The organism is Aeromonas crassostreae, assembly GCF_054052445.1.
In genome coordinates this window covers 22,899-49,580 of the sequence record NZ_JBSTYM010000015.1, presented here as the reverse complement: position 1 = coordinate 49,580, position 26,682 = coordinate 22,899, and the positions used below count along the sequence as shown (strand labels likewise).

Sequence of the window (26,682 nt, the reverse complement as noted above, 5' to 3'; positions counted from 1 at the left end):
GTCATCAGACGGCAAGCCTCACCGAATCAACAGAAAGGCCGTTCGTGCGATGTCACGAACGGCCTTTCTGCTTCTGTGCGCAAGGCTCTGCAAAAACAAGCCCCGCGTCTGCGGGGCCTGGGTCTCTGTCACTGCGCGACGTTTAGCCTATGGTCATCAGGCTGGCGTTGCCACCGGCGGCGGCGGTGTTGACCGAGAGGGCGTGCTCGATCAGCAGGCGCTCCAGGGGGATGTCGGTCTCGCCACGGTGCAGGCCGTGCACGCCGACGATGGCGCCAGCACGGGCGGCGGCCAGCTTGGCCACTTCCCGCAGCTGATCCGAGTCACCGTGGTGCAGCAGAGCATCGAAGCCAACCTCGCTGTTGGCCCAGTCCGCCACCAGCTGGATACGCCCTTGTACCTCGCTGGGCAGGCTGGCCAGCAGGGTGCGGTTCTGGGCATTGTCCTGCCACAGCACTTGCGTCCCGACCGCCAGACAGGCCGCCAGTTGGGCCAGCAGATCCGCCCTGGCTTCTTGATCGTCGGCGGCCAGACAGAGCACCCGCTCCCTGGGCAGCAGGCTGTAGCTGTTGCGCTCGCCGGTGGGGCCGACCAGCAGCTGGGTCAGGCCGCTCAGCGCCAGCTCGCCGTAGCGATCGCACAGGGCCACCAGTGCCGGGGCCTGCTTGGCTGCCCAGCCACGCAAGGCCAGCAGTGCCGGTTTGGCGGCCTCGGCTTGCGGGGTTGCCCCCTGCTCCTGGCGAAGCTGGCTGGTCACCGCCTCCTGCGGGCGCGCCCCGAGCAGACGGTACATGTAGAGCGGGCCGCCCGCCTTGGGACCTGTCCCGGAGAGCCCTTCGCCGCCGAACGGCTGCACCCCGACCACGGCGCCCACAATGTTGCGGTTGACGTAGAGGTTGCCGACCTTGGCGGTGTTGACCACCTGGGCTATGGTCTCGTCGATCCGGGTATGGACCCCCAGGGTCAGGCCGTAGCCGCTGTCGTTGATCTGCGCGAGCAGCTCACCGAGCTTGGCGCGGGGGTAGCGCACCAGATGCAGCACCGGGCCGAACACCTCCGGGCCCAGCTCATCCAGGCTGTCGAGTTCGATCAGCGTCGGCAGCACGAAGGTGCCGCGGTTGCAGGCGCCCTCTTGGGTGCGGGCAATCTGGTGCACCCGGCGACCCTTGTCTCCCATGGCCTTGATGTGGCGCTCTATGTTGGCCTTGGCCTCGGCGTCGATGACAGGGCCTATGTCGGTGGAGAGGTGCTCGGGGCTGCCGACCTTGTACTCGGCCATGGCGCCCTTGAGCATGCGGATCACTCGCTCGGCCACATCGTCCTGCACGCACAGCACCCGCAGGGCGGAGCAGCGCTGACCGGCGCTGTCGAACGCCGAGGAGATGACGTCCATCACCACCTGTTCGGTCAGGGCGGAGGAGTCGACGATCATGGCGTTCTGCCCGCCGGTCTCGGCGATGAGCGGTATGGTGCGGCCCTGGGCGTCGAGGCGACCGGCCAGGTTGCGGGAGATGATGCCCGCTACCTCGGTGGAGCCGGTGAACATGACGCCACGGACCCGCTCGTCCGCGATAAGCGCCGCACCCACGGTTTCACCGCGGCCAGGCAGCAGTTGCACCGCTCCGGCGGGGACGCCGGCTTCCAGCAGGATGCGCACCGCCTGGGCGGCGATGAGGGGGGTCTGCTCCGCCGGTTTCGCCAGCACCGTATTGCCGGCCGCCAGGGCCGCGCAGACCTGGCCGCTGAAGATGGCCAGCGGGAAGTTCCAGGGGCTGATGCAGACCACGGGGCCGAGCGGCCTGTGGCTCTCGTTGGCGAAGTGATCGCGCGCCTGGGCGGCGTAGTAGCGCAGGAAGTCCACCGCCTCGCGCACCTCGGCGATGGCGTTGGCGAAGGTCTTGCCGGATTCGCGCACCAGCAGGCCCATCAGGGGTTGCAGCTCGGATTCCATCAGATCGGCGGCGCGCTCCAGCACGGCGGCCCGCTCGGCGGGTTGTGTGGCCTGCCAGATCTGGCCGCTGGAGAGAGCACAGGCCAGCGCGCTGTCCACCAGCTCTACCGTGGCTTCGCTCACCTGACCGACCAGATCGCGGTGATCCGCCGGGTTGACCACGTGCTGGAACTGGGTCGGTGCGTCGATGTCGCAGCCCGGCTGTTCATTACCCAAGATGGGCAGGGCCTGATAGACGGTGTTGGTGCTGGCGAGCAGGGCGGCGGACAGCGACCCGAGTCTGTGCTCGTTCGCGAGATCCAGACCGGCGGAGTTCGGGCGGGCTTCACCGTACAGCTCACGGGGCAGGGGAATGCGCGGGTGGGGCATACCCAGGCTGCCTTCACGGGCGGCCATCTGCTCGATCTGCTGTACCGGATCCTGCACCAGATCCTGCAGGGAGATGCTGTTGTCCGCGATGCGGTTGACGAAGGAGGTGTTGGCCCCGTTCTCCAGCAGGCGGCGCACCAGGTAGGCGAGCAGGGTCTCGTGGCTGCCGACCGGCGCATAGATGCGGCAGGGGCGACCGAGCTTGCCGTCGGCGACCTTGCCGACCACCTGTTCGTAGAGCGGCTCACCCATGCCGTGCAGGCACTGGAACTCGTACTGGCCCGGGTAGTAGTTCTGCCCCGCCAGCTGGTAGATGGCAGACAGGGAATGGGCGTTGTGGGTGGCGAACTGGGGATAGATGGACTCGGGCACCGCCAGCAGCTTGCGGGCGCAGGCGAGATAGGAGACATCGGTGTAGGGCTTGCGGGTATAGACGGGGTAACCCTCCAGGCCATCCTGCTGGGCGCGCTTGATCTCGCTGTCCCAGTAGGCGCCCTTCACCAGCCGGATCATCAGGCGGTGACGGCTGCGCTTGGCGAGATCGATGACATAGTCGATCACATAGGGGCAGCGTTTCTGGTAGGCCTGGATGACGAAGCCGATGCCGTTCCAGTCCGCGAGAGACGGGTCGAAGCAGAGTTTCTCCAGCAGGTCGAGGGAGATCTCCAGCCGATCGGCCTCCTCGGCGTCTATGTTGATGCCGATGTCATACTGCCTGGCGAGCTGGGTCAGGCCCAGCAGGGTGGGGTAGAGCTCCTCCATGACGCGATCGTACTGGGCACGGCTGTAGCGCGGATGCAGGGCGGAGAGCTTGATGGAGATGCCCGGCCCCTCGTAGATGCCGCGACCGTGGGAGGCCTTGCCGATGGCGTGGATGGCCTGCTCGTAGGAGGCCAGATAGCGCTTGGCATCCTCCTCGGTGAGGGCCGCTTCCCCCAGCATGTCGTAGGAGTAGCGGAAGCCCCTGTTTTCCATGTTGCCCGCGTTCGCCAGCGCCTCGGCTATGGTCTCGCCGGTGACGAACTGCTCCCCCATCAGGCGCATCGCCATGTCCACACCCTTGCGGATCAGCGGCTCGCCGCCCTTGCCGATCAGCCCCTTGAGGGAGCTGTTGAGGCCAGCTTCGTTGTGGGTGGCCACCAGCTTGCCGGTGATGAGCAGGCCCCAGGAGGCGGCGTTGACGAACAATGAGGCGCTCTGGCCCAGATGCTGGCTCCAGTTGCCGCCGCTTATCTTGTCGCGGATCAGGGCATCCCGGGTCGCCTTGTCGGGGATGCGCAGCAGCGCCTCCGCCAGGCACATCAGGGCAACCCCTTCCTGGGAAGAGAGGGAGAACTCCTGCAGCAGCCCCTGCACCAGGCCCTGACGGCCGCTGGCGCTCTTCTGGTTGCGCAGCTTCTCGGCGATGCCGAGGGCCAGCTTCTGGGTGGCCTCGGCCTTCTCCTTGGGCAGGCGGGCCTGCTCCAGCAGCATGGGCACGGCCTCGGTCTCGGGGCGGCGATAGGCGGAGGTGATGGCGGCACGCAGCACGGACTGCGGCAAGATGCTCTCGGCAAACTCGAGGAAGACCTGGATGCCCTGCTCGGTGAGGGTCTCGATGGCCTCTTCCCCGGCGGCAACGGCCAGCCCGGAGTGCTCGGGCGGAGTCAGGCCGCGATCCAGCTGCTCCAGATAGGTGAAGATCGCCTGCTTGATCAGCCAGTGGGGGGTGCGATCCAGGGTCTGCGCCGCCTGTTTGAGGCGGTCGCGGGTCGCTTCATCGAGTTTGACGCCGAGGGTGGTAGTGGCCATGGGACTTCCTGTGTCTATAAGGTAATAATATTACCGGACGGTTAAATTTTGCCGATGATGGTGCAACCAGGTGCAACCTTCAAGAAAGAAATTTTAATGTTTTGGTTACATTGTTGAATTTCTCCATGAGGTCAGTCTTCATCGGACTCTCTTCAAACGCGCCGCTCGTGCCCTTTTCACAGCATTATTAATGGGTTGGCAATGCACCTTATGAATGCCTATAAGAGGTGCAACCCATCTGTGGGTAGGGTTGCACTTTTTGCAGGTGTGGCCCGGACGGAGCCAGCGAGCCCGGCTCCCCATGCGGGGAGGGGGGCCGGATCGCCACCCGACAGCGCCCCGTGCTCTTCTAAGCTGTTAGCTGGCCACAGTGGTCAGCATAGGTGACAAGGAGAAACCCATGGCGCGTGTCAGTACCTATCTCAATTTTGCCCGGGAGGCGGAGGCGGCCTTCCTCTTCTACCGCGAGGTGTTCGGCGGCGAGTTCAACGGCCCCATCCACAGATTCAAGGAGTCCCCCGGCTGCCCGGGTCAGCCGCCCCTGTCACAGGAAGATGGCGATCTGGTGATGCATGTGGAGTTGGCGATCCTGGGCGGCCACGTGCTGATGGGCACGGACGCCCCCGCCAGCATGGGGTTCACCCTGGTGCAGGGCAACAACAGCTACCTCAACCTGGAGCCGGACAGCCGGGCCGAGACCGACCGCCTGTTTGCGGCCCTGGCCGAGGGAGGCCAGGTGGAGATGCCGCTGCAGGAGATGTTCTGGGGCGACTATTTCGGATCCCTGGTGGACAAGTTCGGCACCCGCTGGATGTTCAACTGTCAGAGCAAAAGCTGAGACGGCTTTGCTAATGAAAAGGGCGCCATGGCGCCCTTTCTGTTTTTAACCGCCTCCATGTACCTGGTCCCACCATCTGGGCAGGCACCGGCATCTGACTCCCGGTGGCTGAGTTGGCCTATGGCTGCCGTCCCACCATGTCGGCGGGCACCACCCAGGCATCGAACTGCTGGGCCGTGAGGTGGCCGGAGGCGATGGCCGCCTCCCGCAAAGTCAGCCCCTGGTGGTGGGCCCGTTTGGCGATCTCGGCGGCCTTGTCATAGCCGATATGGGGGTTGAGGGCCGTCACCAGCATCAGGGAGCGGGCCAGCAGATCGTCGATCCTGGGCTGGTTCGGGGTGATGCCCACGGCGCAGTGGTCGTGGAAGTTCTGCATGCCGTCCGCCAAGAGCCGCACGCTCTGCAGGAAGTTATGGGCGATCATGGGCCTGAACACGTTGAGCTCGAAGTTGCCGCTGGCGCCGCCGATGTTGATGGCCACATCGTTGCCCATCACTTGGGCGCACAGCATGGTGAGCGCCTCGCTCTGGGTCGGGTTGACCTTGCCGGGCATGATGGAGGAGCCGGGCTCGTTCTCGGGGATGCAAAGCTCCCCCAGCCCGCTGCGGGGGCCGCTCGCCAGCCAGCGCACGTCGTTGGCGATCTTCATGAGGGAAGCCGCCAGCGTCTTGAGGGCGCCGTGGCCGTGCACCTGGGCATCGCTCGCCGCCAGGGCCTCGAACTTGTTGGGGGCGCTCACCAGGGGCAGGCCGGTCTGCTCGGCCAGAGCCCTGGCCACCGCCTCGGCAAAGCCGGGGGGGCAGTTCAGACCGGTGCCCACGGCGGTGCCGCCGAGGGCCAGCTCGCACAGATGGGGCAGGGCGGCCCGGAGATGGCGCTCCCCCTGTTCGAGCTGGGCGACCCAGCCGGAGATCTCCTGGCCCAGGGTGAGGGGGGTGGCATCCTGCAAGTGGGTGCGGCCTATCTTGACGATGTGGTCGAAGGCGGCGGCCTTGTCTGCCAGGGTCTGTTTCAGGGTGGAGAGGGCCGGCAGCAACCGCTGTGTGATGGCGGTGACCGCCGCCAGGTTCATGGCGCTGGGGAAGACATCGTTGCTGGACTGGCTCTTGTTTACCTCGTCGTTGGGGTGCACCTGCCGCGCCTCTCCCCGCGGGCCGCCGAGCAGTTCGCTGGCCCGGTTCGCCAGCACCTCGTTGAGGTTCATGTTGGTCTGGGTGCCTGAGCCGGTCTGCCACACCATCAGGGGAAACTCGGCGTCGTGCAGGCCGCACAGCACCTCGTCGGCGGCGGCCATGATGGCCTGGGCCTTGCGGGCGGGCAGCAGTCCCAGGGCGTGGTTCACCCTGGCGCAGGCGGACTTGATACGGGCCAGGGCATGGATGATCTCCATGGGCTGGCGCTCCCCCGAGATGTTGAAGTGGTGCAGGGAGCGCTGGGTCTGGGCCCCCCAGAGTCTGTCTGCCGGGACGGCTATCTCTCCCAGGCTGTCTCTTTCCATCCGGGTCTTCATGGTTCTCTCCTGACGTTTGCTGGTTCGGTGCTCTTAAGCATGGGAAGAAGCGGGCTCGGGGGCCAGCTCGAGATCCACCCACACCAGGCGGTGATCCGAGCTGACCCCCTTGGCGATGCCGAGCTGTGGGTCATGCACCAGGTGATGGCCCGGCTCGACGCTGGCGGGCCAGAACACGCCCGAGGCGACCGCGTTCAGGTTGGCGGAGGGGATCAGGTGATCGAGCTGCAGGCCGCTGCTGCTGGTGATGCGCTCCGGATGTGGGCGAGTGTGGTGGCGCTTGCAGTCGCTTCCCTTGGCCAGACTCTCGGGGCCGCCCTGGCTGACCGGGATCAGGGCGCCGTGGGTGACGGCCTGGTTGACCTTGTCATGCCGCAGCAGGGCCTGGATGGCGCCCCTGTCCCCGTCCCCTGCCAGGGGGTCTGCGTTGAGATCGCCGGCGATGACGAACCTGGCGCCTGCGGGCAGCCCACCGGCCTTGCCGGCATCATCTACCATGTAGCCAGCCCCTGCCACATAGTCCTGCCAGAAGGCTATCTCCGCCCGATTGCGCTTGACGTTGTGGCGCGCCGCGTTGGCGAAGATGGGGGGAGTGGGGTGGGAGACGAGAAAGTGGACCACCTCCTCCCTGTCGCCCTGCCTGATGCGCACCGGCACGTCGGCGTGGTTCTTGGACGAGAGCGGGAAGGTTTGCCAGGCGGCCTCGTCATACCAGGGCTCGCCGCACTGGCGGCCGGCCGGGATCGGCGCCCTGGGGTGGTGGCAGTCGTCGATGACGGGGTTCGATTCGCCCGGCATGTCCTTCCACTTGAATGTCTGGAAGGTGCGGATCCCCTGAGTGTCGATGGGGAACTTTGACATGACGGCTAAGGCATATTGGCCGTGGTAGCTGCCAAAGCCCCAGGCGTCGTCCGGCCCGCTCACCCTGCCATCCAGATTGAGGTCATGGCCGCTCATCAGGCCGGTGTTGGTGGCGAAGTTTTGCAGCACCGGGTAGCGGATGGCGGTCACCTCGTCGTGCTGGGGGTGGGCCAGGTAGTGGTCGTTGAAGGCCTGGAGATCGGTTGTGTGCTCGCCCTGGCCGTCGTTGTCGAATTCGCTCAGCAGCAGCACGTCCGGCCGGGTGCGCTGGATGATCTCGGCGACGTTGCGGATCTGTCGCACGTTGCTGGCTTTGGTCTGCTCTGCACCGCTCAGGCGCCCATCGGCGAGACGGGCCAGCAGGGCGTCCTGGGCGGCGCGGGTCAGGGCGAGTTCGCCGGAGAGCATGCTGGGGGCGGTGCGATCGAAGGCGAGGTTGAAGGTGGCGAAGCGAACCATGGGATCTGTGGTCTCGGAGTCGTGGTTGTCGTGACAGCCTGCCATCAATCCGAGGGAAATGGCAGCGGTGGGGTCTGTTTCATGCTGTTTTCCGTCGTGACGATGAGTCTTGCCCTTTTGCGACGCGAGCCTACCATTTGGTTTCAAGTGACTTCGACTGTGAACCATCTGGCGGCGCGCAGGCGGGGGCTTGCCATGCTGTTCATGGAATAATCAGGCGGAGCGCGATAAGGTAAATCACACCAAGGGTGGTAAAAGCGGCGTCATGGGTGAGAAATCCCCCGTCTGGACGTTGAAATTTGCGCCTCGGCAGGGAAGAATGCGCACCAGCCGTGCCGCCGTGTTCATCAAGGGATGAACGGGCACCACCCTGACCTGGTTGCCAGGAACACTCATAGGAATTGTATGAACGCCTTTAGTACCGCGGTTAGCACCGCCACCTCGGCCCTGCTGTGCAGTCTGATGCTGGTCAGCCAGCAGGCCGCCGCCGTTGAATATGCTCTGCCCGCGGCCAACAGCCGCCTGATCGGCGAGAACCAGGAGTACGTGGTGCCCGCCGACAATCGCGCCCTCGAGCAGATCGCCGCCGATTTCCAGCTGGGGCTGACCAACATCATGGAAGCGAACCCTGGGGTGGATCCCTTCCTGCCGACGCCGGGCAGCACCCTGGTGATCCCTCACCAGCTGATCCTGCCGGACGCACCGCGTCAAGGCATAGTGGTCAACGTGGCCGAGATGCGCCTCTACTACTACCCCAAGGGCAAGAAGGTGGTGCATGTGCTGCCCATCGGCATCGGCCAGCTGGGGGTGAATACCCCGGAAAACTGGGTCACCAAGGTGGAACGCAAGCGCGCCAACCCGACCTGGACTCCGACCGAGAACATCCGTCGCCGCTACGCCGCCCAGGGCAAGACACTGCCTGCGGTCTGGCCGGCCGGCCCGGACAACCCCATGGGGCTGCATGCCCTCTATATCGGCAACCTCTACGCCATTCATGGTACCAATGCCACCTTCGGCATCGGCCTGCGGGTGAGCAGCGGCTGCGTGCGCCTGCGCGCCGACGACATCAAGTACCTGTTTGACAACGTGCCGGTCGGTACTCGCGTCCAGTTCGTCAACCAGCCGGTCAAGGCCACGGTGGAGCCGGACGGCAGCCGCTACCTGGAGGTCCATGAGCCGCTGTCGCGCAGCGAGGCTGAGTTCAACTCCAATACCCCCGTGCCCCTCAAGCTGACCGCTCCCATCAGCCGCTTCATCGCCAACGCCGAGAGCGACTCCAACCTGGTCAAGCAGGTGCTGGAAGAGCGTTCCGGTATGCCGACCCGTCTCAATCCCGAGGCGTGATCGTCTCCTCGCGATACGCATAACCACAACGGCGACCCCAGGGTCGCCGTTGTGGTTTCTGGTGGTCGCTCAGGGGTGGGGAGGGGCATAGAGGGCCAGCCGGTTGCCTTCGGTATCCTCTATGATGACCCGGGAGCCATGGCCGCTGCCAATGCTGTGCAGCGGTGCCAGCACCCGCCCGCCGAGGCCGGGCACCAGCCGCTGCGCCTCTTCCAGCCTGTCCCCGAGGGAAAGGTAGATGAGGGGGCCGGCGCCGCCGGGCTGGTGGTATTCATCCATGGGGCCGAGGCAGGCCGCCGCGTTGCTGCCATCGTAACGTAGCATGGCGAAGCGTATCTCCTCCTGTACCGGCGTGACCTCCACGTCGAGCAGGGCCGCATAGAAGGCCATGGCGCGATCCAGATCCCGTGTCGGAATGTCGGCCCAGACCAGGGTATTGTCCATCGTCGTATTCTCCAGCAATATCCGGCCGATGCGACCGGCGGCACCTTGAGGTTAGGAGTGGCCGAACAGGGGCGCCATCAATGAAAAAACGGCGCCATCAGGCGCCGTTTTGGGGTGGGGAAGAGCAGCCATTTCCGCTCTGTATACAGTTACTTGCCGGCGATGCTCAGCCCGCCGAAGCGAATGAGGGGGGCGTAGAAGCCCTTGCCATCGTCGTGGTGCAGCACATCGCCGACCGCCTCCAGCTCGCCGAGCAGGCGATAGAAGTTGCCCGCCACCGTGATGCCGCGCACCGGCGCCACGCGCTCGCCATCCCGGTACAGGAAGCCGGAGGCGCCAAACGAGAAGTCGCCGCTCACCGCATCGGCCCCGGAATGCAGGCCGTCGAGCTTGACCAGCTCCAGGTACTCGCCGCCCTGCACCTCGCTCTCGCTGTGGGGGCCGAGCCCGAACACCAGATGGCGCGGACTCACGTCCAGGGCGCTGCGGGCACTGCGGGCCGCCGCGCCGTTGCTCATCACGCCGAAGTGGCGGGCGGTGGCGCTGTTGTGGAGCAGGGTTTTCAGCTCCCCCTCGCCGATGAGCAGCAGATCCGAGGTGGCGGCCCCTTCGCCGTCGAAGGCCTTGATCTTCATCCCCCCCGGTATATGGACCCGGCTCTCCAGGGTGAGCCAGGGGGAGGCCACGCTCTGCCCCACCTTGCTGCGCCAGGGGTTGATCCCCTGCTGGGCCCACTTGCCCGACAGCGCCCCCTGGAAGCAGCCAAACAGGCTGGCGAAGCAGTTGGTGCTGAAGAGGACGCTGTAGCGGCCGCTCGGTACCGCTTCCCCTGCCAGCAGCCCATCCGTGATGGCATGGATCTGGCGGATGAGGGCCTGGCTCTCCAACTCGTCGAAGCGGCGGCCATATTGCCCCTGATAGTGCATGGACTGGCGACCGTCCCGCTCGATCAGCGCCGAGCTGTGGCAACCGACGCTGAACTCCTGATGCTGGCAGAGGCTGCCCCGGCTGTTGGCGAGCCAGAGGCGGCTCTCCCCTTCGAAGAAGCCGTTGTAGGGGGCACCGGTGACACCCGGCAGGGCCAGCATGTCCGACTCGAGGCGCAGGGCCAGGGCGATCTTCTCCTCCACCGCCGTGGTGTCGGCCTGGTGTATCTCGGCGCACGCCGTGGTGATATGGCTGCCCGTCACCGAGATGCGCTGATCCGCATCCACCTTGGCGAAGCGGCTGGCATCGAGGGCGTCCTGCACCATGGCGTCCAGTGCGGCCTCGTCGAGGGATTCCGAGTAGGCGATGCCGACCCGGCCCTCCTTGATCAGGCGAATGCCGATCTGCTGGCTGCTGGTGACCTTGTACTCGCTGAGCTCGCCCTTGTCGGCCTTGAGGGAGAAGGCCTTGTCCTGGTTGGCGATGATGTCCGCCTCGGCATTGATATCGGCGACCTTCTCCAGCAGGCGGGTGAGCAGTTGATTCATGTCGAGTGTGCTCATCAGGCGTTCCCTCCGATCAGAATAAGGTCCACTTTCAGGAGCTTAATGGCGTCATTCATCAGGCATTACCCCCCACCAGAATATTGTCCACCTTCAAGGCGGGCTGACCGACCGAGGTGGGCACTGAGCCGGAAACCGAACCGCACATGCCGGCGGCCAGGGCCAGATTGCGCCCCACCATGGAGATCTCCTTGAGCACCTGGGGGCCAGTGCCGATCAGGGTTGCCGACTTGAGGGGTCGGGTTATCTTGCCGTGCTCGATGAGGTAGGCCTCCTGCACGTTGAAGTTGAACTCGCCGGTGCCCGGCTGCACCGAGCCGCCCCCCATCTTCTTGGCGTAGATGCCGTGCTCGACGGTGGCCAGCATCTCGTCCAGGCTGTGGTGGCCCGGTTCGATATAGGTGTTGCGCATGCGGGAGGTGGGGGCAAACTTGTAGGATTCCCGCCGCCCGGAGCCGGTGCGGGCATGGCCGGTCTTGAGGGCCCCCATTCTGTCCACCAGGAAGCCGGTGAGCACGCCCTCCTTGATGAGCTGGGTGTGCTGGGTCGCCATGCCTTCGTCATCGACGTTGATGGAGCCCCAGGCGTTGCTCTGCAAGCCTTCATCCACGGCGCTGACCGCCGGATTGGCGATAAGCTGGCCCATCTTGTCGTGGAACACCGAGGCCTTCTTGGCCACCGAGGTGGTCTCCAGCAGGTGGCCGCACGCCTCGTGGAAGATGACGCCACCAAAGCCGCTCTCCATGATGACCGGCAGGGTGCCGCTCGGGCAGGGGGCGGCCCCCAGCTTGACCAGGGCCTGGCGGGTGGCGGTGAGGGCCAGCTCCCGCGGGTCTATGCGCTCGGCGTGTTCCCAGCCCATCAGGGCGCCTGGGGCCTCGTAGCCCATGGTCTGCTCGCTGCCAAGGGCGGCGATGGTCTGGGCCATGATGCGGTTGTAGTGGCGGCGATCGCTCACCTGGAGCCCTTCGCTGTTGAAGATCTCCACCTCCTGCTCCCAGCCCAGCACATTGCCGGAGAACTGGCTCACCCGATCGCTCTCGGCGCGGGCCGCGGCGTCCATGGCGTGCAGGTAGGCGATCTTCTGCTCCAGCAGCTTGTCGGCCGAGAGGGGCAGGGTGACCGGGTTGCGATCGGTGAAACGGGTGAAATCAAAGGCGGTGGCGGTGACCACGGGGTCACGCCTGTCCTTGGCCGCCAGCAGGGTGACGATGCGCAAGAGCTCGTCGCGGTCGGCCAGGTTGGTGTAGCCGTAGAGCACCTTGTGGCCGTAGCACAGGCGCACGCCTATGCCGAAATCGAGGCCTCCGCTGATGTTCTCTATCTGGCTGGAGAGCAGGCCGAGCTGGCTGCGGCGCTTGCGCTCCACAAACAGCTCGGCAAAGTCGGCCCCGAGTCGCAGCGCGTGATCGAGCACGTCGCGGGCAATGCTGGGGGCCAGGAGGGAGATCTGATTCATAGAATGTCCTTTTCTGGTCTATTCCTGTTTGCTTCCAGCGCCCTGATTTTTAGGGTTATGTTGGGCGCTGGTTAACATTGTTACAGACCAGGGTGCAAAAGTCGCTAGGCCTAACCCGATGACGACAATAGAAAATACGCAGGGAGGGGAGGCTTGGCGCCGTGCCGGGCTCTCGCCGAGGGGCTGCCGGGCCCACTGCGTTGGTCGACTTGTCAGAGCAATGCCTGGTGTGATCTCGCCGAGGGGTTGCCGGGCCCACTGCGTTGGTCGACTTGTCAGCGCAATGCCAGGCTCTCGCCGAGGGGCTGCCGGGCCCACTGCGTGGGTTGGCTTGTCAGAGCAGTGCCTGGATCTCGCCGAGGATCTGTTCGACCCATTGTTCGAGCCGCTCGTCGGTCTGCTCGTACTGGTTGGCGTCATCGAGGGCCAGGCCGACGAAGTGGCGGCCATCGTCGATCAGTGCCTTGGAGGCTTCGAATTCGTAGCCCTCATTGGGCCAGTAGCCCACCAGCTTGACCCCCTTGGGTACCAGTTGATCGTGCAACAGGCCGAGGGCATCCTGATACCACTCGCCATAGCCCAGCTGATCCCCCATGCCGAACAGGGCGATGATGCGCCCCTCCAGGTCGATATCGGCGATGTCTTCCCAGCGGGATTCCCAATCCTCCTGCAGCTCGCCAAAATCCCAGGTGGAGATGCCGAGGATCAGGATCTCGTACTCCGTCATGCGCGCCAGGGGGACATCCTTGATGTTGTGAATGTCGACCAGCTCCGGGCCCAGCAGGGTGCGGATCTTCTCGGCGGCCATCTCGGTGTAACAGGTGGTGGAACCGTAAAACAGACCAATCTTCATCGCTCTTCCCGCCAGCTCAAGTAAAGGGGCGAGTTTACCAGAGAGTGGCGCCCCCTTCCCAGCCTGCTCATTCTGCTTCGGGCCGGCGTGGTACTTGCCGCCTCGCCCCGCCTTGGCGTTAGAATGGAGGCCCGTTCGCCAACCCGACTCGCGCCATGACCCGCAAAGCCGCCTCGTCCGCCACGCCGCCTCATCCCTTGATCGAGCAGTTCCTCGATGCCCTCTGGCTGGAGCGGGGTCTGTCAGACAACACCATCGCCTCCTACCGGGTCGATCTGGGCAAGTTCGCCCTCTGGCTCGACGGCCAGGGCGGCGCCCTGTTGCTGGCGGAAATGGATGACATCCAGCACTACCTGGCCTGGCGGGTGGATCAGGGCTTTGCCGCCAGCAGCACGGCCCGCTTCCTCTCCGCCCTGCGCCGCTTCTACCAGTACCTCAACCGGGAGAAGTTGCGGGGGGACGATCCCACGGTGCTGCTGGAGGGGCCCAAGCTGCCCAAGAAGCTCCCCTCCGACTTGAGCGAGGGGCAGGTGGGCACCCTGCTCGACGAGCCGAACGTGGAAGATCCCCTGGAGCTGAGGGACAAGGCGATGCTCGAATTGCTCTACGCCACCGGGCTGCGGGTCTCCGAGCTGGTGGGACTCACCGCCGAGCATGTCAGCCTGCGCCAGGGGTTGGTGCGGGTGCTGGGCAAGGGCAACAAGGAGCGGCTGGTCCCCATGGGGGAGGAGGCGGTTTACTGGCTGGAGCGTTACTACCGGCAGGGGCGTCCCCTCTTGCTGGGGGGAGTGAGCTCGGACGTGGTCTTCCCCTCCAAGCGGGCCCAGATGATGACGCGCCAGACCTTCTGGCATCGCATCAAGCTCTATGCCCTGCGGGCCGGCATCCAGGGGGAGCTCTCCCCCCATACCCTGCGCCACGCCTTTGCCACCCACCTGCTCAACCATGGCGCCGATCTGCGGGTGGTGCAGATGCTGCTGGGTCATGCGGATCTCTCCACCACCCAGATCTACACCCATGTGGCCAACGAGCGGCTCAAGGCGCTCCATGGCGAGCACCATCCCCGTGCCTGAGTCACCCTGCTTCGGGCAAAAAAAAACCGCGTTCACGCGGTTTTTTTGCGATGCACCAGCAGGGGGGGGGTTATTTGCCCTGCTGGGATTTCAGCAAGTCGCGGATCTCGCTCAGCAGCTCCTGATCCTTGGTCGGCCCGGCCGGGGCGGCCGCTTCCTCTTCCTGCTTCTTCTTCAGGGTATTGATGGCTTTGAGCCCCATGAAGATGGCGAAGGCGATGATCAGGAAGTCGATGATGGTCTGGATGAACTTGCCATAGGCGATGACCACGGCCGGGGTGTCCCCCTCCGCCGCCTGGAGCACCACGGCCAGATCGCTGAAGTCTACCCCGCCGAGGATGATGCCGATGGGGGGCATGATGATGTCGCCGACGAACGAGGAGACTATCTTGCCAAAGGCGGCACCTATGATGATACCGACGGCCATGTCGATCACGTTGCCACGGGCAGCAAAGGCCTTGAATTCCTGGATAAGGCTCATTGAATTCCCTCCAAAATGGGTAAAGTTGAGCAAAATAAGGGGGTCATGACGCTAGGCCCTGGGGCGGGATAATCCCAGCCCCCTGGCCATCCCTGATAGCTTGCGGTGGCAGAGTCCAATTGGCAACCTGAGTGGGCTAAATTTCTGTTATCTCCCGGTTATTAACGGGATTGGCAATAAGAGGCCCTGGCCAGCTCGCGCAGGGGCGGACGTTTTCTCAGCGCCGGCATTTGCCTAAGGGGAAGAGGAGTGCGATCCTTGCTGCCTGTTTCGGCCTCTGCCCCCGTTTGAACCCACTGGATATCGCCATGTCTTTGCAAATCCGTCGTCGCCCCCGGGTGGATGATTCTCATCTGCCCGATACCCTGCACCCCCTGCTTCGCCAGATCTTCGCCAGTCGCGGCGTGGAGGATCCCGCCCTGCTCGAGCGCAGCGCCAGCTCGCTGCTGCCGCCCCAGCGTCTGTTTGGCATGGAGCAGGCGGTGCCCCTGCTGGCAGCGGCGCTGACTGCCCAGCAACGCATCCTCATCGTCGGCGACTTCGACTGCGACGGCGCCACCAGCTCGGCCCTGTGCGTGCTGGCCCTGCGCGCCATGGGGGGCCACCACATCGATTTTCTGGTGCCCAACCGTTTCGAGTTTGGCTACGGCCTCACCCCGGAGATTGTCGAGCTGGCGGTGGCCCGGGGCGCCGAGTTCCTCATCACAGTGGACAACGGCATCTCCAGCATCGCCGGGGTGGCGGCGGCCAAGGCGGCCGGCATGCGGGTACTGGTTACCGATCACCACCTGCCGGGACAGGCGCTGCCTGACGCCGATGCGATAGTGAACCCCAACCAGCGTGGCTGCGACTTCCCCTCCAAGTCCCTGGCCGGGGTGGGGGTGGCCTTCTATCTGATGGCGGCCCTCAACACCCATCTGCGCCAGAGCGGCTGGTATGAGCGCCAGGGGCTGCGCGCCCCCAATGTGGCGGACTATCTGGATCTGGTGGCGCTCGGCACCGTCGCCGACGTGGTGGCGCTCGATGGCAACAACCGCATCCTGGTCCACCAGGGTCTGCAGCGGATCCGGGCCGGACGCTGTCGCCCCGGTATCCAGGCGCTGGTGGACGTATCGGGTCGCGACGGTCGCCGCCTGTGCGCCGCCGATCTCGGCTTCGCCCTGGGGCCCCGCCTCAACGCCGTGGGCCGGCTCGATGACATGTCTCTCGGGGTCGCCTGTCTGCTGTGCGACGACATCAACCTGGCGCGCCAGCTCGCGTCCGAGATGGACAGCCTCAACCAGGAGCGCAAGGAGATAGAGCAGGGGATGCAGCAGGAGGCGCTCGCCACCCTGGAGCAGATCCGTTTTCGTGACGGCGAGGTGCCCTCCGGCATAGTGCTGCACAGGGACGAGTGGCATCAGGGGGTGGTGGGGCTGGTGGCCTCCAAGGTGAAGGAGAAGTACTACCGCCCTGTCATCGCGTTTGCCGAGAGTAGCGACACCGAGCTCAAGGGCTCGGGCCGCTCCATCCCCGGGGTGCACCTGCGCGATGCCCTGGAGTTGCTCGATACTCGCCATCCGGGCCTGATGGGCAAGTTTGGCGGCCATGCCATGGCGGCGGGGCTGACCCTGCCCAAGGCCAATATAGAGGCGTTCGGCCGGGCATTTGAAGTCGTCATCGCCGAGCTGGTGACCCCGGAGCTCTTGACCGGGGTGCTGCTCACCGATGGCGAACTGCTGCCGGACGAGCTGAGCCTGGAGCTGGCGGAGCTTATCCGCGCCTCCGGCCCCTGGGGCCAGGCCTTCCCCGAGCCGCTGTTTGACGGCGAATTCGTGCTGGTGCAGCAGCGGCTGGTGGGGGAGAAGCACCTCAAGATGATGTTGACCACGGATTCGGGTCATGCGGTGGACGCCATCGCCTTCGGGGTGGATCTCAAGCGCTGGCCCGATGCCTCGGTGAAACGGGTGCGGCTGGTCTACCGGCTCGACGTCAACGAGTGGCGCGGCAACCGCAGCGTCCAGCTGCTGGTGGAGCATCTGGAGGCGGCCGGCCTCTGAGCCGGTTGCGATGCTGCCCCGTCGATGACCACGGCCACCCCAGGGTGGCCGTGTTTGTTTGCAGGCATGGCGATAGCGTCATCCCCATGGACATCTGACTTGGCCCCTCGCCGGCGGCCTCGCGGGTCAGCTTGCCTGCGGGATCGTCGCCGCCGCCCTGATGGCGCCGGCCATCTGCATCAGCAGTTCATAGGCGAGGGGCAGCTCGGTGAATCCCTCCCGGTCAAGAAAATGGCCCCCCTGTGCGATCTGGTGCAGGGGGGCCTGCAACCGCTGGGCCAGGGCATGGGAGCTGGGCGGGGGGACGATGGCGTCATCGGTGGAGGCGATCAGGGCGCAGCGCGGTAGCCTGGCCCTGATATGGGCGAGGGGCAGGGGCTGGGCGACGAAGGGAGTGAGCTCGGGCAGGGTATCGAGGGGCTCGTCGAAGCCGGAGACCAGCAGCAGACCACCCAGGTTGTTCAGGGGGGGATGCTGATGCAGGTAGCGCAGGGCCGAGATGCAGCTCAGGCTATGGCCAACCAGCAGGGTGTGGCCATCCGCCTCGCCTATGCTGGCCGCCAGGTGGGCATCCCAGGCGGCAGGATCTGGAGTATGGGGATCCGGCATGGCGAGCACCCGGGTCTGGATACCCTGCTCCTCGAGCCGGGCGGCGAGCCAGGGAAACCAGTTGGCCTGGGGCGAGGCGGTGTAGCCATGGATGATAAAGGCCTTGATGGGGGACATGTGACACTCCTGAATGGGGCGGGGAGTGCGCATGATAGCCGCTGCCCGCAGGAACAGGAATGCTCGAACGGGGCCTTGCCGTTGTCTTCGGGTGTGGATGAGGCGCCCTGTGCCGCGTCAGGCGCTGGCGATTCATTGCCCTGACCCGGCGCCGCCTGGCGGAGGTGCGGGCCTTGCTTGCGCTGCATCAGCAGTGGCGGGGCCCCCATTGAGATCGTGATGGACGGTCATAAAAAAGAGCGCCCTTTGGCGCTCTTTTTTTCAGTGCAGGGGGAAGGGGTTATTTGACCTCTTCGCCCTTGGCCTGCAGATCCGCGTGATAGGAGGAGCGCACGAAGGGGCCGCAGGCGGCATGGGAGAAGCCCAGCTCCATGGCGACATCCTTCAGCTCGTCGAACTCTGCGGGCGGCACATAGCGTTTCACCGGCAGGTGGTGACGGCTCGGCTGCAGGTACTGGCCCAGGGTCAGCATGTTGACGCCGTGCTCGCGCAAGTCCTTGAGCACCTGCACTATCTCTTCGTTGGTCTCGCCCAGACCCATCATGACGCCGGACTTGGTCGGCACATGGGGGTGCATCTCCTTGATGCGGCGCAGCAGTTCCAGGGACCACTTGTAGTCGGCACCCGGGCGGGCGACCCGGTACATGCGCGGGGCGGTTTCCAGGTTGTGGTTGAACACGTCCGGCGGCGTCTCGCGGAACACCTCCAGCGCCTGCTCCATCCGGCCGCGGAAATCCGGGGTCAGGATCTCGATGCGGGTCTGGGGGCTGTGTTCGCGGATCTGCTTGATGCAGTCGGCGAAGTGCTGGGCACCGCCGTCCCGCAGATCGTCGCGGTCCACCGAGGTGATGACCACGTATTTCAGCCCCATCTCCTTGATGGTGAGGGCCAGCTTCTTCGGCTCTTCCGGATCCAGCGCCAGCGGGCGGCCGTGGGCCACGTCGCAGAAGGGGCAGCGGCGGGTGCAGATGGCGCCCATGATCATGAAGGTGGCGGTGCCGTGGTTGAAGCACTCCGCCAGGTTGGGACAGGAGGCCTCCTCACACACAGAGTGCAGCTTGTTCTTGCGCAGCGTGCTCTTGATGTGCTCGATCTTCTGGCTAGAGGGGGGCAGTTTGATCCGCATCCAATCCGGTTTACGCAGCACTTCTTCGGTGGGATCCGGCATGAATTTCACCGGGATCAGGGCCATCTTGTCGCCATCGCGCAGCTTGACGCCCGGCTCCATACGAACGGGTTTGCTCATGATTCACTCTCGGTGTTTGTTACTGTCTGATTGATGTCCGCAGAGGGCATCTTGAGATTCGCATCGCGCCATGGCATGGCGGCTTGCTCGATATGGGTGATGGTCTGGTAACCGATGAGGCTGGCCAGCTCGGCCATCAGGGGCCGGGCCGCCTCGGGAACGCTCAAGGGGCCCCCCAGGGCACTGGTCTGGGTCATGGCCATGCCCGCATAGCCGCAGGGATTGATGCGCAGGAAGGGGCTCATGTCCATGTTGACGTTGAGGGCCAGCCCATGGAAGGAGCAGCCACGGCGAATGCGCAGGCCCAGGGAGGCGATCTTGGCTTCGACGCCGAGCGCGTTTCGCACGTAGACGCCGGGGGCGTCCGCCTTGGCATAGGCCTGGATGTCGCTCCTGGCGAGCACCTGGATGATGGCGGTTTCCAGGCAGGTGACCAGCTCGCGCACCGACAGCTTGCTGCGGCGCACGTCCACCAGCACATAGAGCACCAGCTGGCCGGGGCCGTGATAGGTCACCTGACCGCCGCGATCGCTTTGCACCACAGGGATGTCGCCGGGGGCGAGCAGGTGCTCGGCCTTGCCGGCCTGACCCTGGGTGTAGACGGGATCGTGCTCCACCAGCCAGAACTCGTCCGGGGTCTCCTCGTCGCGGGCGTCGGTAAACGCCTTCATGGCGTCCCACACCGCCTGATAGGGGCGGCGACCCAGGTCTCTTGTCAGCAGATGGCGTTGTGCTGGGGTGGACATGGTTTCCTCATGGGCTGGGCGGACAAACAGGCCGTCGCCCCTTGGACGGGGCGACGCGGGTGTGATCACAGAACGTAGCGAACCAGGGATATGTTGCCGAGGGCGGTATACATGGTTTCGATATGTTCCTTGCTCTGGGCGGTGACCGTCACTCGCACCGAGTGGTAGTTGCCCTTTGAGCTGGGTTGTACCGTGGGGCTGTAGGTGCCGGGGGCGTGCTGCTGCAACACCTCGACCACCAGATCCGGCAGGGCGGGATCGGCCACACCCAGTACCTTGAAGGGGAACTTGCAGGGGAACTCCAGCAGTTCATCAAACTTGGTATTCATTGACTCACCTTTTCGTCATCGGGGATGACTCTCTCATGTGGCTCGTTGCCATTGGCCCAAAGGGCCGCCAGTACAAGTCTATATGGGCATGGCCCACACCGGGATCAAGACCCGGTATCGTGCGACAAGACGTGGAAGTGCTGCTTTTTACCACAAATCCCGGGTCGGCGGAACCTGCAGATTGCAGGGTTATTCGCTGCCAGGCTCCATCAAGACGGCAACGGCGCCCGATGGCGCCGTTGCTTGACAAGATTTTACCCTGAGATCACTTGAACCAGCTGGTGACCAGCAGCACCACATAGTCCCACAGACGGCTCATCAGGCCACCCTCTTGCACCTCTTCCAGGGCAACCAGGGGAACCTGCTTGATCTCCTTGTCCCCCTGCTTGAGGAAGACGGTGCCGACACGCTGCCCCTTGGCCAGCGGTGCCTTCAGCTCGCTGTCGAGCTGGAAGTCCGCCTTGAGGTTGCTGGCCTGGCCACGGGTCACCAGCACGGAGACATCCTGATCCACCCCGAGTTTCACCTCGGGCTTGTCACCCATCCAGATCTTCTGGCTCACCAGTTCGGTGCCCGCCTTGTAGGGGGTGGCGCTCTGGAAGAAGCGGAAGCCGTAGGTGAGCAGCTTCTTGCTCTCGGCGGCGCGGGAAGCCTCGCTGTTGGCACCGAACACCACGGCGATCAGACGCATCCCTTCGTTGTTGGTGGCGGAGGAGACCAGGTTGTAGCCGACCTGGCTGACATGGCCGGTCTTGATGCCATCCACTTGCAGGGATTGATCCCACAGCAGGCGGTTGCGGTTGTGCTGGGTGATGCCGTTGAAGACGAAGGACTTCTGGGCGTAGATCTTGTACTCCTCCGGCAGGTCGCGGATCAGGGCCTGGCCCAGGCGCGCCATGTCGTGGGCGGTACTATAGTGACCCTCGGCATCCAGGCCATGGGGGTTCATGAAGTGGCTGTCATTCATGCCCAGCTTGGCGGCCCAGGTGTTCATCAGGCTGGCGAAGGAGTCGGTGCTGCCCGCCAGGAATTCGGCCATGGCGACGCAGGCGTCGTTGCCGGACTGGATGATGATGCCCTTGTTGAGATCATCGACCGAGACCTGCTTGCCCACCTCGATGAACATCTTGGAGGAGTCGGAGTAGTTCTTGGACCAGGCGTTCTGGCTGATGGTCACCATGTCGGTGCGCTTGATGTTCCCCTTGGCCAGCTCCTGGCCGATGATGTAGGAGGTCATCATCTTGGTCAGGCTGGCGGGGGGCAGCCGCTCTTCGGCGTTCTCCTCGGCCAGCACCTGGCCGCTGGCGTAGTCGATCAGAATATGGGCCTTGGCCGAGATGGTCGGCGCCGCAGGGACGACGGCCGGCATGCTGTTGGGGGTGGGCAGCGGATCCGGCGTCGGAGTATTGGCCTGGGCGGTCGCGCTGATCAGGGCGGCGAGGATGACTGAATGGGCAAATTTGGACATCGTGAAAATTCCTGCGAGCCTGGTTGGGGGTGACCCCTGGTAAATGAAAATGCGGGGCTCACTATACCAGAAGCGGGCTCTGGTCATAGCCCGGCATGGCGATCGATGGGTATTTTTTAACACTCACCGACAGGTGGCGCGTCGTAATCAGGCGCGCCACCGGCCGTGGTGAAAAGCAGGGGCTCAGGGGAGGAAGAAGGCCTGCTCGAAACCTTCACTGCGCACCTGTTGCAGCAGCGCCCCCTGCTTTGCCGCCGGGATGGGGCCGAGCAGCACCCGGTAGATCTGGCCGACGGCCTGGATCTCATGGGGCACGCCGTACTGGCTGCCGAGCTGCGCGGCCAGGGCCTGGGCCCGCTCCCTGGATCCGCTGGCGAGCACCTGCATCCGTTTGCCGCCGCCAGCCTGGGAAGAGGCAGCCGGGGCTGCATCTGCCTGGGGAGAGGGGGCGGTGGCCGGTATGGCCTCGATCAGGGGGGCCGCCTTGGCGGGGGCGGCAGGGGCTGTCTCCTGGCCGGGGCGGGTGTCCGTCATGGGGATATCCGCCACCCGTTCAATCTGCTGATCCGGGGTGTCGGTGATGAGATCCAGCCTGACCCGCGCCTCTCCCTGCTCGACCATGCCAAGCTGATGGGCCGCGGCATGGGAGAGATCGATGAGCCGGGATGGGGTGAAGGGCCCCCGATCGTTGACTCGCACTATGGTCTCACTGCCGTTGTCGAGGTTGGTGACCCGCACATAGCTCGGCAGCGGCAGGTTGCGATGGGCGCCCGTGAACAGGGTGCTGTCCATGGTGTCGCCGTTGGCGGTCTTGTTGCCATCGAGCCCCTTGTCGAGCCAGCTGGCGCTGCCTTCCTCGCTGTAGTGCCTGATGTCGCGCCACACCTGGTACTTCTGCTTGCCAATCCAGTAGTCCCGGTTGCCGCTCGCGCTCAGGGGTTCGGGACGGGGAATGGCCCCCGTGGCCTGGGGAAACTCGATGACGGGGGCCTTCTCCACTTCCACCGGTACGGGGAGAGGAGCGGGCGCCGGGGTATCCGGCTGGCTGCTACAAGCGGCCAGCAACAAGGCCAGGCTGAGGGGGAGGAGTCTGTTGTGCTGCATAGGCATCCTGGATGGCTTGACTGAGTTGGTATACCGCCATGCCGTACAAGGGGCTGCGGTTGTAGCGATTGATCACGTAAAAGTTGTGGCGGGCGACCCAGTAGCGGGGGCCGTCGACCTCCTCGAGGGCCAGCAGCCGCACCAGGGTATGGTCCGCGGGGGGATTGGCCAGACGCAGCCCGGCCTCGGACAGGGTCTGCCAGCGAAGGCCGGGTTCGGGGGCCTGGCCAATCAGGGCGTCGGCCACCGGCGCCGTGGCCTTGGCCGGCTCGACCACGGGTTCGCGCCAGCGCCAGCCATGCTCGGCGAAGTAGTTGGCCACGCTGCCGATGGCATCGGCCCGGCTGGCAAACAAGTCTCGCCTGCCGTCGCCGTCGAAATCCACGGCGTAGTGGCGATAGCTGGAGGGCATGAACTGGCCCATGCCCATGGCGCCGGCGTAGGAGCCCTTGAGCCCGGTAAGGGGCAGCTGCTCCTCCCGGGCGAGCAGCACCAGCTGGGCAAACTCCTTGGCAAAGAAATCGCTGCGCTCCGGGTAGTGAAAGCCCAGGGTGTAGAGGCTGCCGAGCACGTCGTGGCGTCCCATCTGCTTGCCGTAGGCGGTCTCCACCCCCAGGATGGCGGTGATGAGGGCGGCTGGCACCCGATAGGTCTGCTCCGCCCGGGTCAGCAGTTCGCTGCTTTCCTGCCAGAAGCGCACCCCGGCCTGAATGCGTTGCGCCGTGACGAACAGGGGCCGGTACTGGTGCCAGGGCTTGGCCTCCCAGGGGCGGCGCATCAGGGCCAGCACCTCGGGATTGAGCCGGGCCGCCCGGACGGCGGCCTCCAGCTCGGCCAGGGGCACGCCGTGGCGCTCGGCGAGACTGGCCAGGGCCTGCTCATCGGGCCCGGTGGCGGCCCCTGCGACCGGCAGCCAAATGGCCAGCAGCAGGGCGGGAGCGAGGCGCATCATCAGGCCAGCAGCCTTCTGTGAGTCTGAATGGACATCAGGATGCCGAAGCCCGCCATCAGGGTCACCATGGAGGTGCCGCCGTAGCTCACCAGGGGCAGGGGCCTCCCACCACCGGCAGAATGTATCCACCTCATCAGGCCAGCAGCCTTCTGTGGGTCTGAATGGACATCAGGATGCCAAAGCCCGCCATCAGGGTCACCATGGAGGTGCCGCCGTAGCTCACCAGGGGCAGGGGGACGCCCACCACAGGGAGTATGCCGCTCACCATGCCCATGTTGACGAACACATAGACGAAGAAGGTGAGGGTCAGGGCGCCGCCGAGCAGGCGCTCGAAGCTGCTCTGGGCCTGCATCGAGATGTAGAGACAGCGGCTGATGATGTAGAGGTAGAGGGCGAGCAGCAGGGCCACGCCCACCAGGCCGAACTCCTCGCTGAACACGGCGAAGATGAAGTCGGTGTGGCGCTCTGGCAAAAACTCCAGCTGGGACTGGGTCCCCTGCAGCCAGCCCTTGCCGAACACGCCGCCTGAGCCGATCGCTATCTTGGACTGGATGATGTGGTAGCCGCGGCCGAGGGGATCCTTCTCCGGATCGATCAGCATCAGCACCCGCTGGCGCTGATAGTCGTGCATCAGGAAGAACCAGAGCAGGGGCAGGAAGGCGGCGAGCAGCATCACCGCCAGGCCGATCAGCCACCAGCTGATCCCCGCCAGGAAGATGACGAAGAAGCCGGAGGCCGCCACCAGGATGGAGGTGCCCAGATCGGGCTGGGCCGCGATCAGCAGGGTGGGCAAGAGCACCATGACGAGGGCGATCACCACATGGCTGAGCTTGGGGGGCAGGGAGTGCCGACTGAGCCAGGTGGCCACCATGATGGGCATGGAGACCTTCATCACCTCGGAGGGCTGGAACTTCATAAAGCCAAGGTCCAGCCAGCGCTGGGCCCCCTTGCCGATATGGCCGAACACGTCCACCGCGATCAGCATCAAGACCACCACCACGAACACGGGAATGGCCCAGCGGGCATAGAGGGTCGGGGGCAGCTGGGCCAGGGCCAGCATCAGCACGAAGGCGAGGCCGCCGCGCACCAGCTGGCGCACGATGGATTCCAGATCCTGGCCCGAGGCGGAGTAGAGCACCACCATGGAGAGCGCCATCAGGCAGAGCAGACCGATGAGCAGGGGCAGGTCGATGTGCAGCCGGTACCAGATGCTTTGCTGGCGGGCAGAGTTACTCATGGTGGGTTACCTCTGTCGGGGTGACGGGAGCCGGAGGCAGCTGGGGCTCCGGCGGCAGCAGATAGGCATCCAGCATATGGCGGGCGACGGGGGCGGCCATGGCGCTGCCGCCACCTGCGTTCTCCAGCACCAGGGCCACCACGGCCTTGGGGGCGTCGAACGGCGCGAAGGCGACGAACAGGGCGTTGTCCCTGTGCTCCACCTTGGTGGTGGCCGCGTTGTAGACCTGATTCTCCTTGAGACCGACCACCTGGGCCGTGCCCGACTTGCCCGCCGCCACATAGGGGGTGTTGGCGAAGGCGCGCCGCCCCGTGCCCTCGTGGCCGTTGATGACGCGCCACATGCCATCCCGTCCCACCTGCCAGTAGCTGTCGTGCTTGACCTTGAGCGCCACGTTCGGGTTAATGGGGGCAGGCACGGTGCCGTCGAGGGAGACGGTGCTCTTGAGCAGGTGGGGCGTCACGTCATGGCCATTCTGGGTGAGAATGCTGATGGCCTTGGCGAGCTGGATCGGGGTGGAGCTCCAGTAGCCCTGGCCGATGCCGACCGAGATGGTGTCCCCCTGATACCAGGGTTGGCGCCAGCGGGCCATCTTCCAGTCCCGGGAGGGCATGACCCCCTTGGTCTCTTCATACAAGTCGACCCCGCTGTAGCGGCCAAAGCCGAACTGGGTCATGTATTCGTGGATCTTGTCGATGCCGACCCGATAGGCGAGATCGTAGAAATAGGTATCCGCCGACACCTCGATGGCGCGATAGACATCGAGCCAGCCATGGCCCCAGCGCCGCCAGTCCCGGAACTTCTTGGTGGTGCCCGGGATCGAGAAGCTGGGCCCGCCGAAGTAGCGGTACTGGGGGGTGATGGCCCCCTCGTTGAGCCCCATCACGGAGAGCAGGGGCTTGACGGTGGAGGCGGGGGCATAGATGCCCTGGGTGGTGCGGTTCACCAATGGGCGGGCCGGATCGTTGAGCAGGCCGGAATAGTTGGCGGTGGAGATGCCGGTCACGAACAGGTTGGGGTCGTAGCTCGGGCTCGACTCCATGGCCAGGATGGCGCCCGTCTTGGGATCTATCATGACGATGGCGCCCCGGCGACCGTCCAGCAGCTGCTGCGCCTTCAGTTGCAGGCGGATGTCGATGTTGAGGTAGATGTCCTTGCCGGGCTGGGGCGGCTGGAACTTGAGGGTGCGCACCACCCGGCCACGGTTGTTGACCTCGACCTCCTGGTAGCCGGCCACGCCGTGCAGCTCATCCTCGTAGAACTTCTCCACCCCCTGCTTGCCGATGTCCTTGGTGGCGGCATAGTTGGCGAGCTTCTCCTCCTTGTCCAGGCGCTCCACGTCCCGGGTGTTGATCTTGGCCACATAACCCAGGGCGTGGGTGAGGGTGTCGCCAAACGGGTAATAGCGCTTGAGATAGGCCTCTATGCTGGCCCCCGGGTAGTTGTGCTGGTCGACGGAGAAGAGCGCCACCTGTTTCTCGGTCAGCTTCTCGTAGAGGGAGACCGGCTTGAAGCGGCGCTGGCGTTTGACCTCGGCCAGGAACTTCTCCTTGGTCCCCTCCGGCAGGCCCAGCAGGGCGATCAGATCGTCGGCCATCTTGTCGATGTCCCCCGCCTCTTCCGGCACGATCTCCAGGCTGTAGACCGGACGGTTTTCCGCCAGCAGCACCCCGTTGGCGTCATAGATGAGGCCCCGGGGAGGGGCGACAGGCACGACCCGGATCCGGTTGTCGTTGGATCGGGTCTGATAGGTGTCGAACGATTCAACCTGCAGATAGTAGAGGTTGCCGAGCAGCACCAGCATCAGGGCAAGCATGCCCAGATAGGCGACCAGGGTGCGACGAAAGAAGAGGTTGCCCTCTGCGCTGTGATCGCGCATCTCGATGCGCTGTTTCAGCATGGGGAGGCCTCA

At 65.0% G+C, this 26,682-nt stretch carries 21 protein-coding genes and 1 pseudogene; 4 read left to right on the top strand and 18 right to left on the bottom strand.

Translation table 11 applies throughout. The annotated features are described in order from the left end of the window. Positions 1 to 142: 142 nt before the first annotated feature. Positions 143 to 4,111 carry a trifunctional transcriptional regulator/proline dehydrogenase/L-glutamate gamma-semialdehyde dehydrogenase gene (gene putA, locus ACW5W4_RS12880; protein WP_456689641.1) on the bottom strand — a complete coding sequence of 1,323 codons (3,969 nt, stop codon included), beginning with the start codon at positions 4,109 to 4,111 and terminating at the stop codon, positions 143 to 145. 400 nt (positions 4,112 to 4,511) lie between these two features. Between putA and ACW5W4_RS12875 the strand changes: the two genes are divergently transcribed. Then, a complete protein-coding gene (locus tag ACW5W4_RS12875; protein WP_456689640.1) occupies positions 4,512 to 4,949 on the top strand; it encodes a VOC family protein in 438 nt (145 codons plus the stop codon). Positions 4,950 to 5,067: 118 nt separating this feature from the next. On the opposite strand, the gene fumC is transcribed toward ACW5W4_RS12875, so the two are convergent. Both fumC and ACW5W4_RS12865 read right to left on the bottom strand, forming a co-directional pair. After that, the gene (fumC, locus tag ACW5W4_RS12870) at positions 5,068 to 6,459 is read right to left on the bottom strand and encodes a class II fumarate hydratase (protein WP_456689639.1); all 1,392 of its coding nucleotides are present in this window, start codon (positions 6,457 to 6,459) and stop codon (positions 5,068 to 5,070) included. Positions 6,460 to 6,492: 33 nt separating this feature from the next. Further along, the gene (locus ACW5W4_RS12865) at positions 6,493 to 7,824 is read right to left on the bottom strand and encodes an endonuclease/exonuclease/phosphatase family protein (protein ID WP_456689638.1); all 1,332 of its coding nucleotides are present in this window, start codon (positions 7,822 to 7,824) and stop codon (positions 6,493 to 6,495) included. 360 nt (positions 7,825 to 8,184) lie between these two features. On the opposite strand from ACW5W4_RS12865, the gene ACW5W4_RS12860 reads away from it, so the two are divergent. Then, entirely contained in the window at positions 8,185 to 9,123 is a 939-nt protein-coding gene (locus ACW5W4_RS12860) for a L,D-transpeptidase family protein (RefSeq protein WP_456689637.1), read from the top strand. 69 nt (positions 9,124 to 9,192) lie between these two features. Here ACW5W4_RS12860 and ACW5W4_RS12855 read toward each other — a convergent pair whose 3' ends face one another. The 4 genes from ACW5W4_RS12855 to fldB form a co-directional block, all read right to left on the bottom strand. Beyond that, the gene (locus ACW5W4_RS12855) at positions 9,193 to 9,567 is read right to left on the bottom strand and encodes a VOC family protein (protein ID WP_427261439.1); all 375 of its coding nucleotides are present in this window, start codon (positions 9,565 to 9,567) and stop codon (positions 9,193 to 9,195) included. 149 nt (positions 9,568 to 9,716) lie between these two features. Further along, on the bottom strand, positions 9,717 to 11,057 hold the full coding sequence (locus tag ACW5W4_RS12850; RefSeq protein ID WP_456689636.1) for a TldD/PmbA family protein: 1,341 nt from the start codon (positions 11,055 to 11,057) through the stop codon (positions 9,717 to 9,719). Positions 11,058 to 11,115: 58 nt separating this feature from the next. Further along, positions 11,116 to 12,516, bottom strand: coding sequence for a TldD/PmbA family protein (locus ACW5W4_RS12845; RefSeq protein WP_456689635.1), 1,401 nt, complete (start codon positions 12,514 to 12,516; stop codon positions 11,116 to 11,118). A 334-nt stretch (positions 12,517 to 12,850) separates the two neighbouring features. Further along, positions 12,851 to 13,369: a flavodoxin FldB gene (fldB, locus tag ACW5W4_RS12840; protein ID WP_427261442.1), complete on the bottom strand. Its 519-nt coding sequence runs from the start codon at positions 13,367 to 13,369 to the stop codon at positions 12,851 to 12,853. A 155-nt stretch (positions 13,370 to 13,524) separates the two neighbouring features. Between fldB and xerD the strand changes: the two genes are divergently transcribed. Then, positions 13,525 to 14,442, top strand: coding sequence for a site-specific tyrosine recombinase XerD (gene xerD / locus ACW5W4_RS12835; RefSeq protein ID WP_456689634.1), 918 nt, complete (start codon positions 13,525 to 13,527; stop codon positions 14,440 to 14,442). A gap of 70 nt (positions 14,443 to 14,512) precedes the next feature. Here xerD and mscL read toward each other — a convergent pair whose 3' ends face one another. Then, positions 14,513 to 14,923, bottom strand: coding sequence for a large-conductance mechanosensitive channel protein MscL (gene mscL / locus ACW5W4_RS12830; protein WP_427261444.1), 411 nt, complete (start codon positions 14,921 to 14,923; stop codon positions 14,513 to 14,515). Between the two features lie 308 nt (positions 14,924 to 15,231). Here mscL and recJ point away from each other — a divergent pair, with 308 nt between their 5' ends. Next, on the top strand, positions 15,232 to 16,962 hold the full coding sequence (gene recJ, locus ACW5W4_RS12825; RefSeq protein WP_456689633.1) for a single-stranded-DNA-specific exonuclease RecJ: 1,731 nt from the start codon (positions 15,232 to 15,234) through the stop codon (positions 16,960 to 16,962). A gap of 126 nt (positions 16,963 to 17,088) precedes the next feature. Here recJ and ACW5W4_RS12820 read toward each other — a convergent pair whose 3' ends face one another. The 10 genes and pseudogenes from ACW5W4_RS12820 to mrdA form a co-directional block, all read right to left on the bottom strand. Next, the gene (locus ACW5W4_RS12820) at positions 17,089 to 17,688 is read right to left on the bottom strand and encodes an RBBP9/YdeN family alpha/beta hydrolase (RefSeq protein WP_456689632.1); all 600 of its coding nucleotides are present in this window, start codon (positions 17,686 to 17,688) and stop codon (positions 17,089 to 17,091) included. Between the two features lie 280 nt (positions 17,689 to 17,968). After that, on the bottom strand, positions 17,969 to 18,934 hold the full coding sequence (gene lipA, locus ACW5W4_RS12815) for a lipoyl synthase (RefSeq protein ID WP_456689631.1): 966 nt from the start codon (positions 18,932 to 18,934) through the stop codon (positions 17,969 to 17,971). An 86-nt stretch (positions 18,935 to 19,020) separates the two neighbouring features. Then, positions 19,021 to 19,680 (bottom strand): annotated as a pseudogene (lipB, locus tag ACW5W4_RS12810) (lipoyl(octanoyl) transferase LipB); the annotation flags it as partial. Positions 19,681 to 19,745: 65 nt separating this feature from the next. After that, complete coding sequence (gene ybeD, locus ACW5W4_RS12805) at positions 19,746 to 20,009, bottom strand: DUF493 family protein YbeD (RefSeq protein ID WP_427261448.1); 264 nt, start codon at positions 20,007 to 20,009, stop codon at positions 19,746 to 19,748. 265 nt (positions 20,010 to 20,274) lie between these two features. Next, positions 20,275 to 21,477, bottom strand: a complete 1,203-nt coding sequence (locus tag ACW5W4_RS12800) for a serine hydrolase (protein ID WP_456689630.1) — start codon at positions 21,475 to 21,477, stop codon at positions 20,275 to 20,277. A gap of 183 nt (positions 21,478 to 21,660) precedes the next feature. Next, entirely contained in the window at positions 21,661 to 22,587 is a 927-nt protein-coding gene (locus tag ACW5W4_RS12795) for a septal ring lytic transglycosylase RlpA family protein (protein WP_456689629.1), read from the bottom strand. After that, on the bottom strand, positions 22,526 to 23,530 hold the full coding sequence (mltB, locus tag ACW5W4_RS12790) for a lytic murein transglycosylase B (protein WP_456689669.1): 1,005 nt from the start codon (positions 23,528 to 23,530) through the stop codon (positions 22,526 to 22,528). The genes ACW5W4_RS12795 and mltB overlap by 62 nt, the downstream gene beginning before the upstream one ends. A 2-nt stretch (positions 23,531 to 23,532) precedes the next feature. Then, positions 23,533 to 23,667 carry an FtsW/RodA/SpoVE family cell cycle protein gene (locus ACW5W4_RS12785; protein WP_456689628.1) on the bottom strand — a complete coding sequence of 45 codons (135 nt, stop codon included), beginning with the start codon at positions 23,665 to 23,667 and terminating at the stop codon, positions 23,533 to 23,535. Further along, positions 23,667 to 24,770 carry a rod shape-determining protein RodA gene (gene rodA / locus ACW5W4_RS12780; protein ID WP_041992913.1) on the bottom strand — a complete coding sequence of 368 codons (1,104 nt, stop codon included), beginning with the start codon at positions 24,768 to 24,770 and terminating at the stop codon, positions 23,667 to 23,669. Before rodA ends, ACW5W4_RS12785 begins: the two co-directional genes overlap by 1 nt. Continuing rightward, the gene (gene mrdA, locus ACW5W4_RS12775) at positions 24,763 to 26,670 is read right to left on the bottom strand and encodes a penicillin-binding protein 2 (protein ID WP_456689627.1); all 1,908 of its coding nucleotides are present in this window, start codon (positions 26,668 to 26,670) and stop codon (positions 24,763 to 24,765) included. Before mrdA ends, rodA begins: the two co-directional genes overlap by 8 nt. Between the last annotated feature and the right edge of the window lie 12 nt (positions 26,671 to 26,682).

What these genes read in the sequence shown, in the direction of transcription:
- putA (WP_456689641.1), bottom strand. Translation starts at nt 4,111, where the DNA reads ATGGCCACTACCACCCTCGGCGTCAAACTCGATGAAGCGACCCGCGAC.
- ACW5W4_RS12875 (WP_456689640.1), top strand. Translation starts at nt 4,512, where the DNA reads ATGGCGCGTGTCAGTACCTATCTCAATTTTGCCCGGGAGGCGGAGGCG.
- fumC (WP_456689639.1), bottom strand. Translation starts at nt 6,459, where the DNA reads ATGAAGACCCGGATGGAAAGAGACAGCCTGGGAGAGATAGCCGTCCCG.
- ACW5W4_RS12865 (WP_456689638.1), bottom strand. Translation starts at nt 7,824, where the DNA reads ATGGCAGGCTGTCACGACAACCACGACTCCGAGACCACAGATCCCATG.
- ACW5W4_RS12860 (WP_456689637.1), top strand. Translation starts at nt 8,185, where the DNA reads ATGAACGCCTTTAGTACCGCGGTTAGCACCGCCACCTCGGCCCTGCTG.
- ACW5W4_RS12855 (WP_427261439.1), bottom strand. Translation starts at nt 9,567, where the DNA reads ATGGACAATACCCTGGTCTGGGCCGACATTCCGACACGGGATCTGGAT.
- ACW5W4_RS12850 (WP_456689636.1), bottom strand. Translation starts at nt 11,057, where the DNA reads ATGAGCACACTCGACATGAATCAACTGCTCACCCGCCTGCTGGAGAAG.
- ACW5W4_RS12845 (WP_456689635.1), bottom strand. Translation starts at nt 12,516, where the DNA reads ATGAATCAGATCTCCCTCCTGGCCCCCAGCATTGCCCGCGACGTGCTC.
- fldB (WP_427261442.1), bottom strand. Translation starts at nt 13,369, where the DNA reads ATGAAGATTGGTCTGTTTTACGGTTCCACCACCTGTTACACCGAGATG.
- xerD (WP_456689634.1), top strand. Translation starts at nt 13,525, where the DNA reads ATGACCCGCAAAGCCGCCTCGTCCGCCACGCCGCCTCATCCCTTGATC.
- mscL (WP_427261444.1), bottom strand. Translation starts at nt 14,923, where the DNA reads ATGAGCCTTATCCAGGAATTCAAGGCCTTTGCTGCCCGTGGCAACGTG.
- recJ (WP_456689633.1), top strand. Translation starts at nt 15,232, where the DNA reads ATGTCTTTGCAAATCCGTCGTCGCCCCCGGGTGGATGATTCTCATCTG.
- ACW5W4_RS12820 (WP_456689632.1), bottom strand. Translation starts at nt 17,688, where the DNA reads ATGTCCCCCATCAAGGCCTTTATCATCCATGGCTACACCGCCTCGCCC.
- lipA (WP_456689631.1), bottom strand. Translation starts at nt 18,934, where the DNA reads ATGAGCAAACCCGTTCGTATGGAGCCGGGCGTCAAGCTGCGCGATGGC.
- ybeD (WP_427261448.1), bottom strand. Translation starts at nt 20,009, where the DNA reads ATGAATACCAAGTTTGATGAACTGCTGGAGTTCCCCTGCAAGTTCCCC.
- ACW5W4_RS12800 (WP_456689630.1), bottom strand. Translation starts at nt 21,477, where the DNA reads ATGTCCAAATTTGCCCATTCAGTCATCCTCGCCGCCCTGATCAGCGCG.
- ACW5W4_RS12795 (WP_456689629.1), bottom strand. Translation starts at nt 22,587, where the DNA reads ATGCCTATGCAGCACAACAGACTCCTCCCCCTCAGCCTGGCCTTGTTG.
- mltB (WP_456689669.1), bottom strand. Translation starts at nt 23,530, where the DNA reads ATGCGCCTCGCTCCCGCCCTGCTGCTGGCCATTTGGCTGCCGGTCGCA.
- ACW5W4_RS12785 (WP_456689628.1), bottom strand. Translation starts at nt 23,667, where the DNA reads ATGAGGTGGATACATTCTGCCGGTGGTGGGAGGCCCCTGCCCCTGGTG.
- rodA (WP_041992913.1), bottom strand. Translation starts at nt 24,770, where the DNA reads ATGAGTAACTCTGCCCGCCAGCAAAGCATCTGGTACCGGCTGCACATC.
- mrdA (WP_456689627.1), bottom strand. Translation starts at nt 26,670, where the DNA reads ATGCTGAAACAGCGCATCGAGATGCGCGATCACAGCGCAGAGGGCAAC.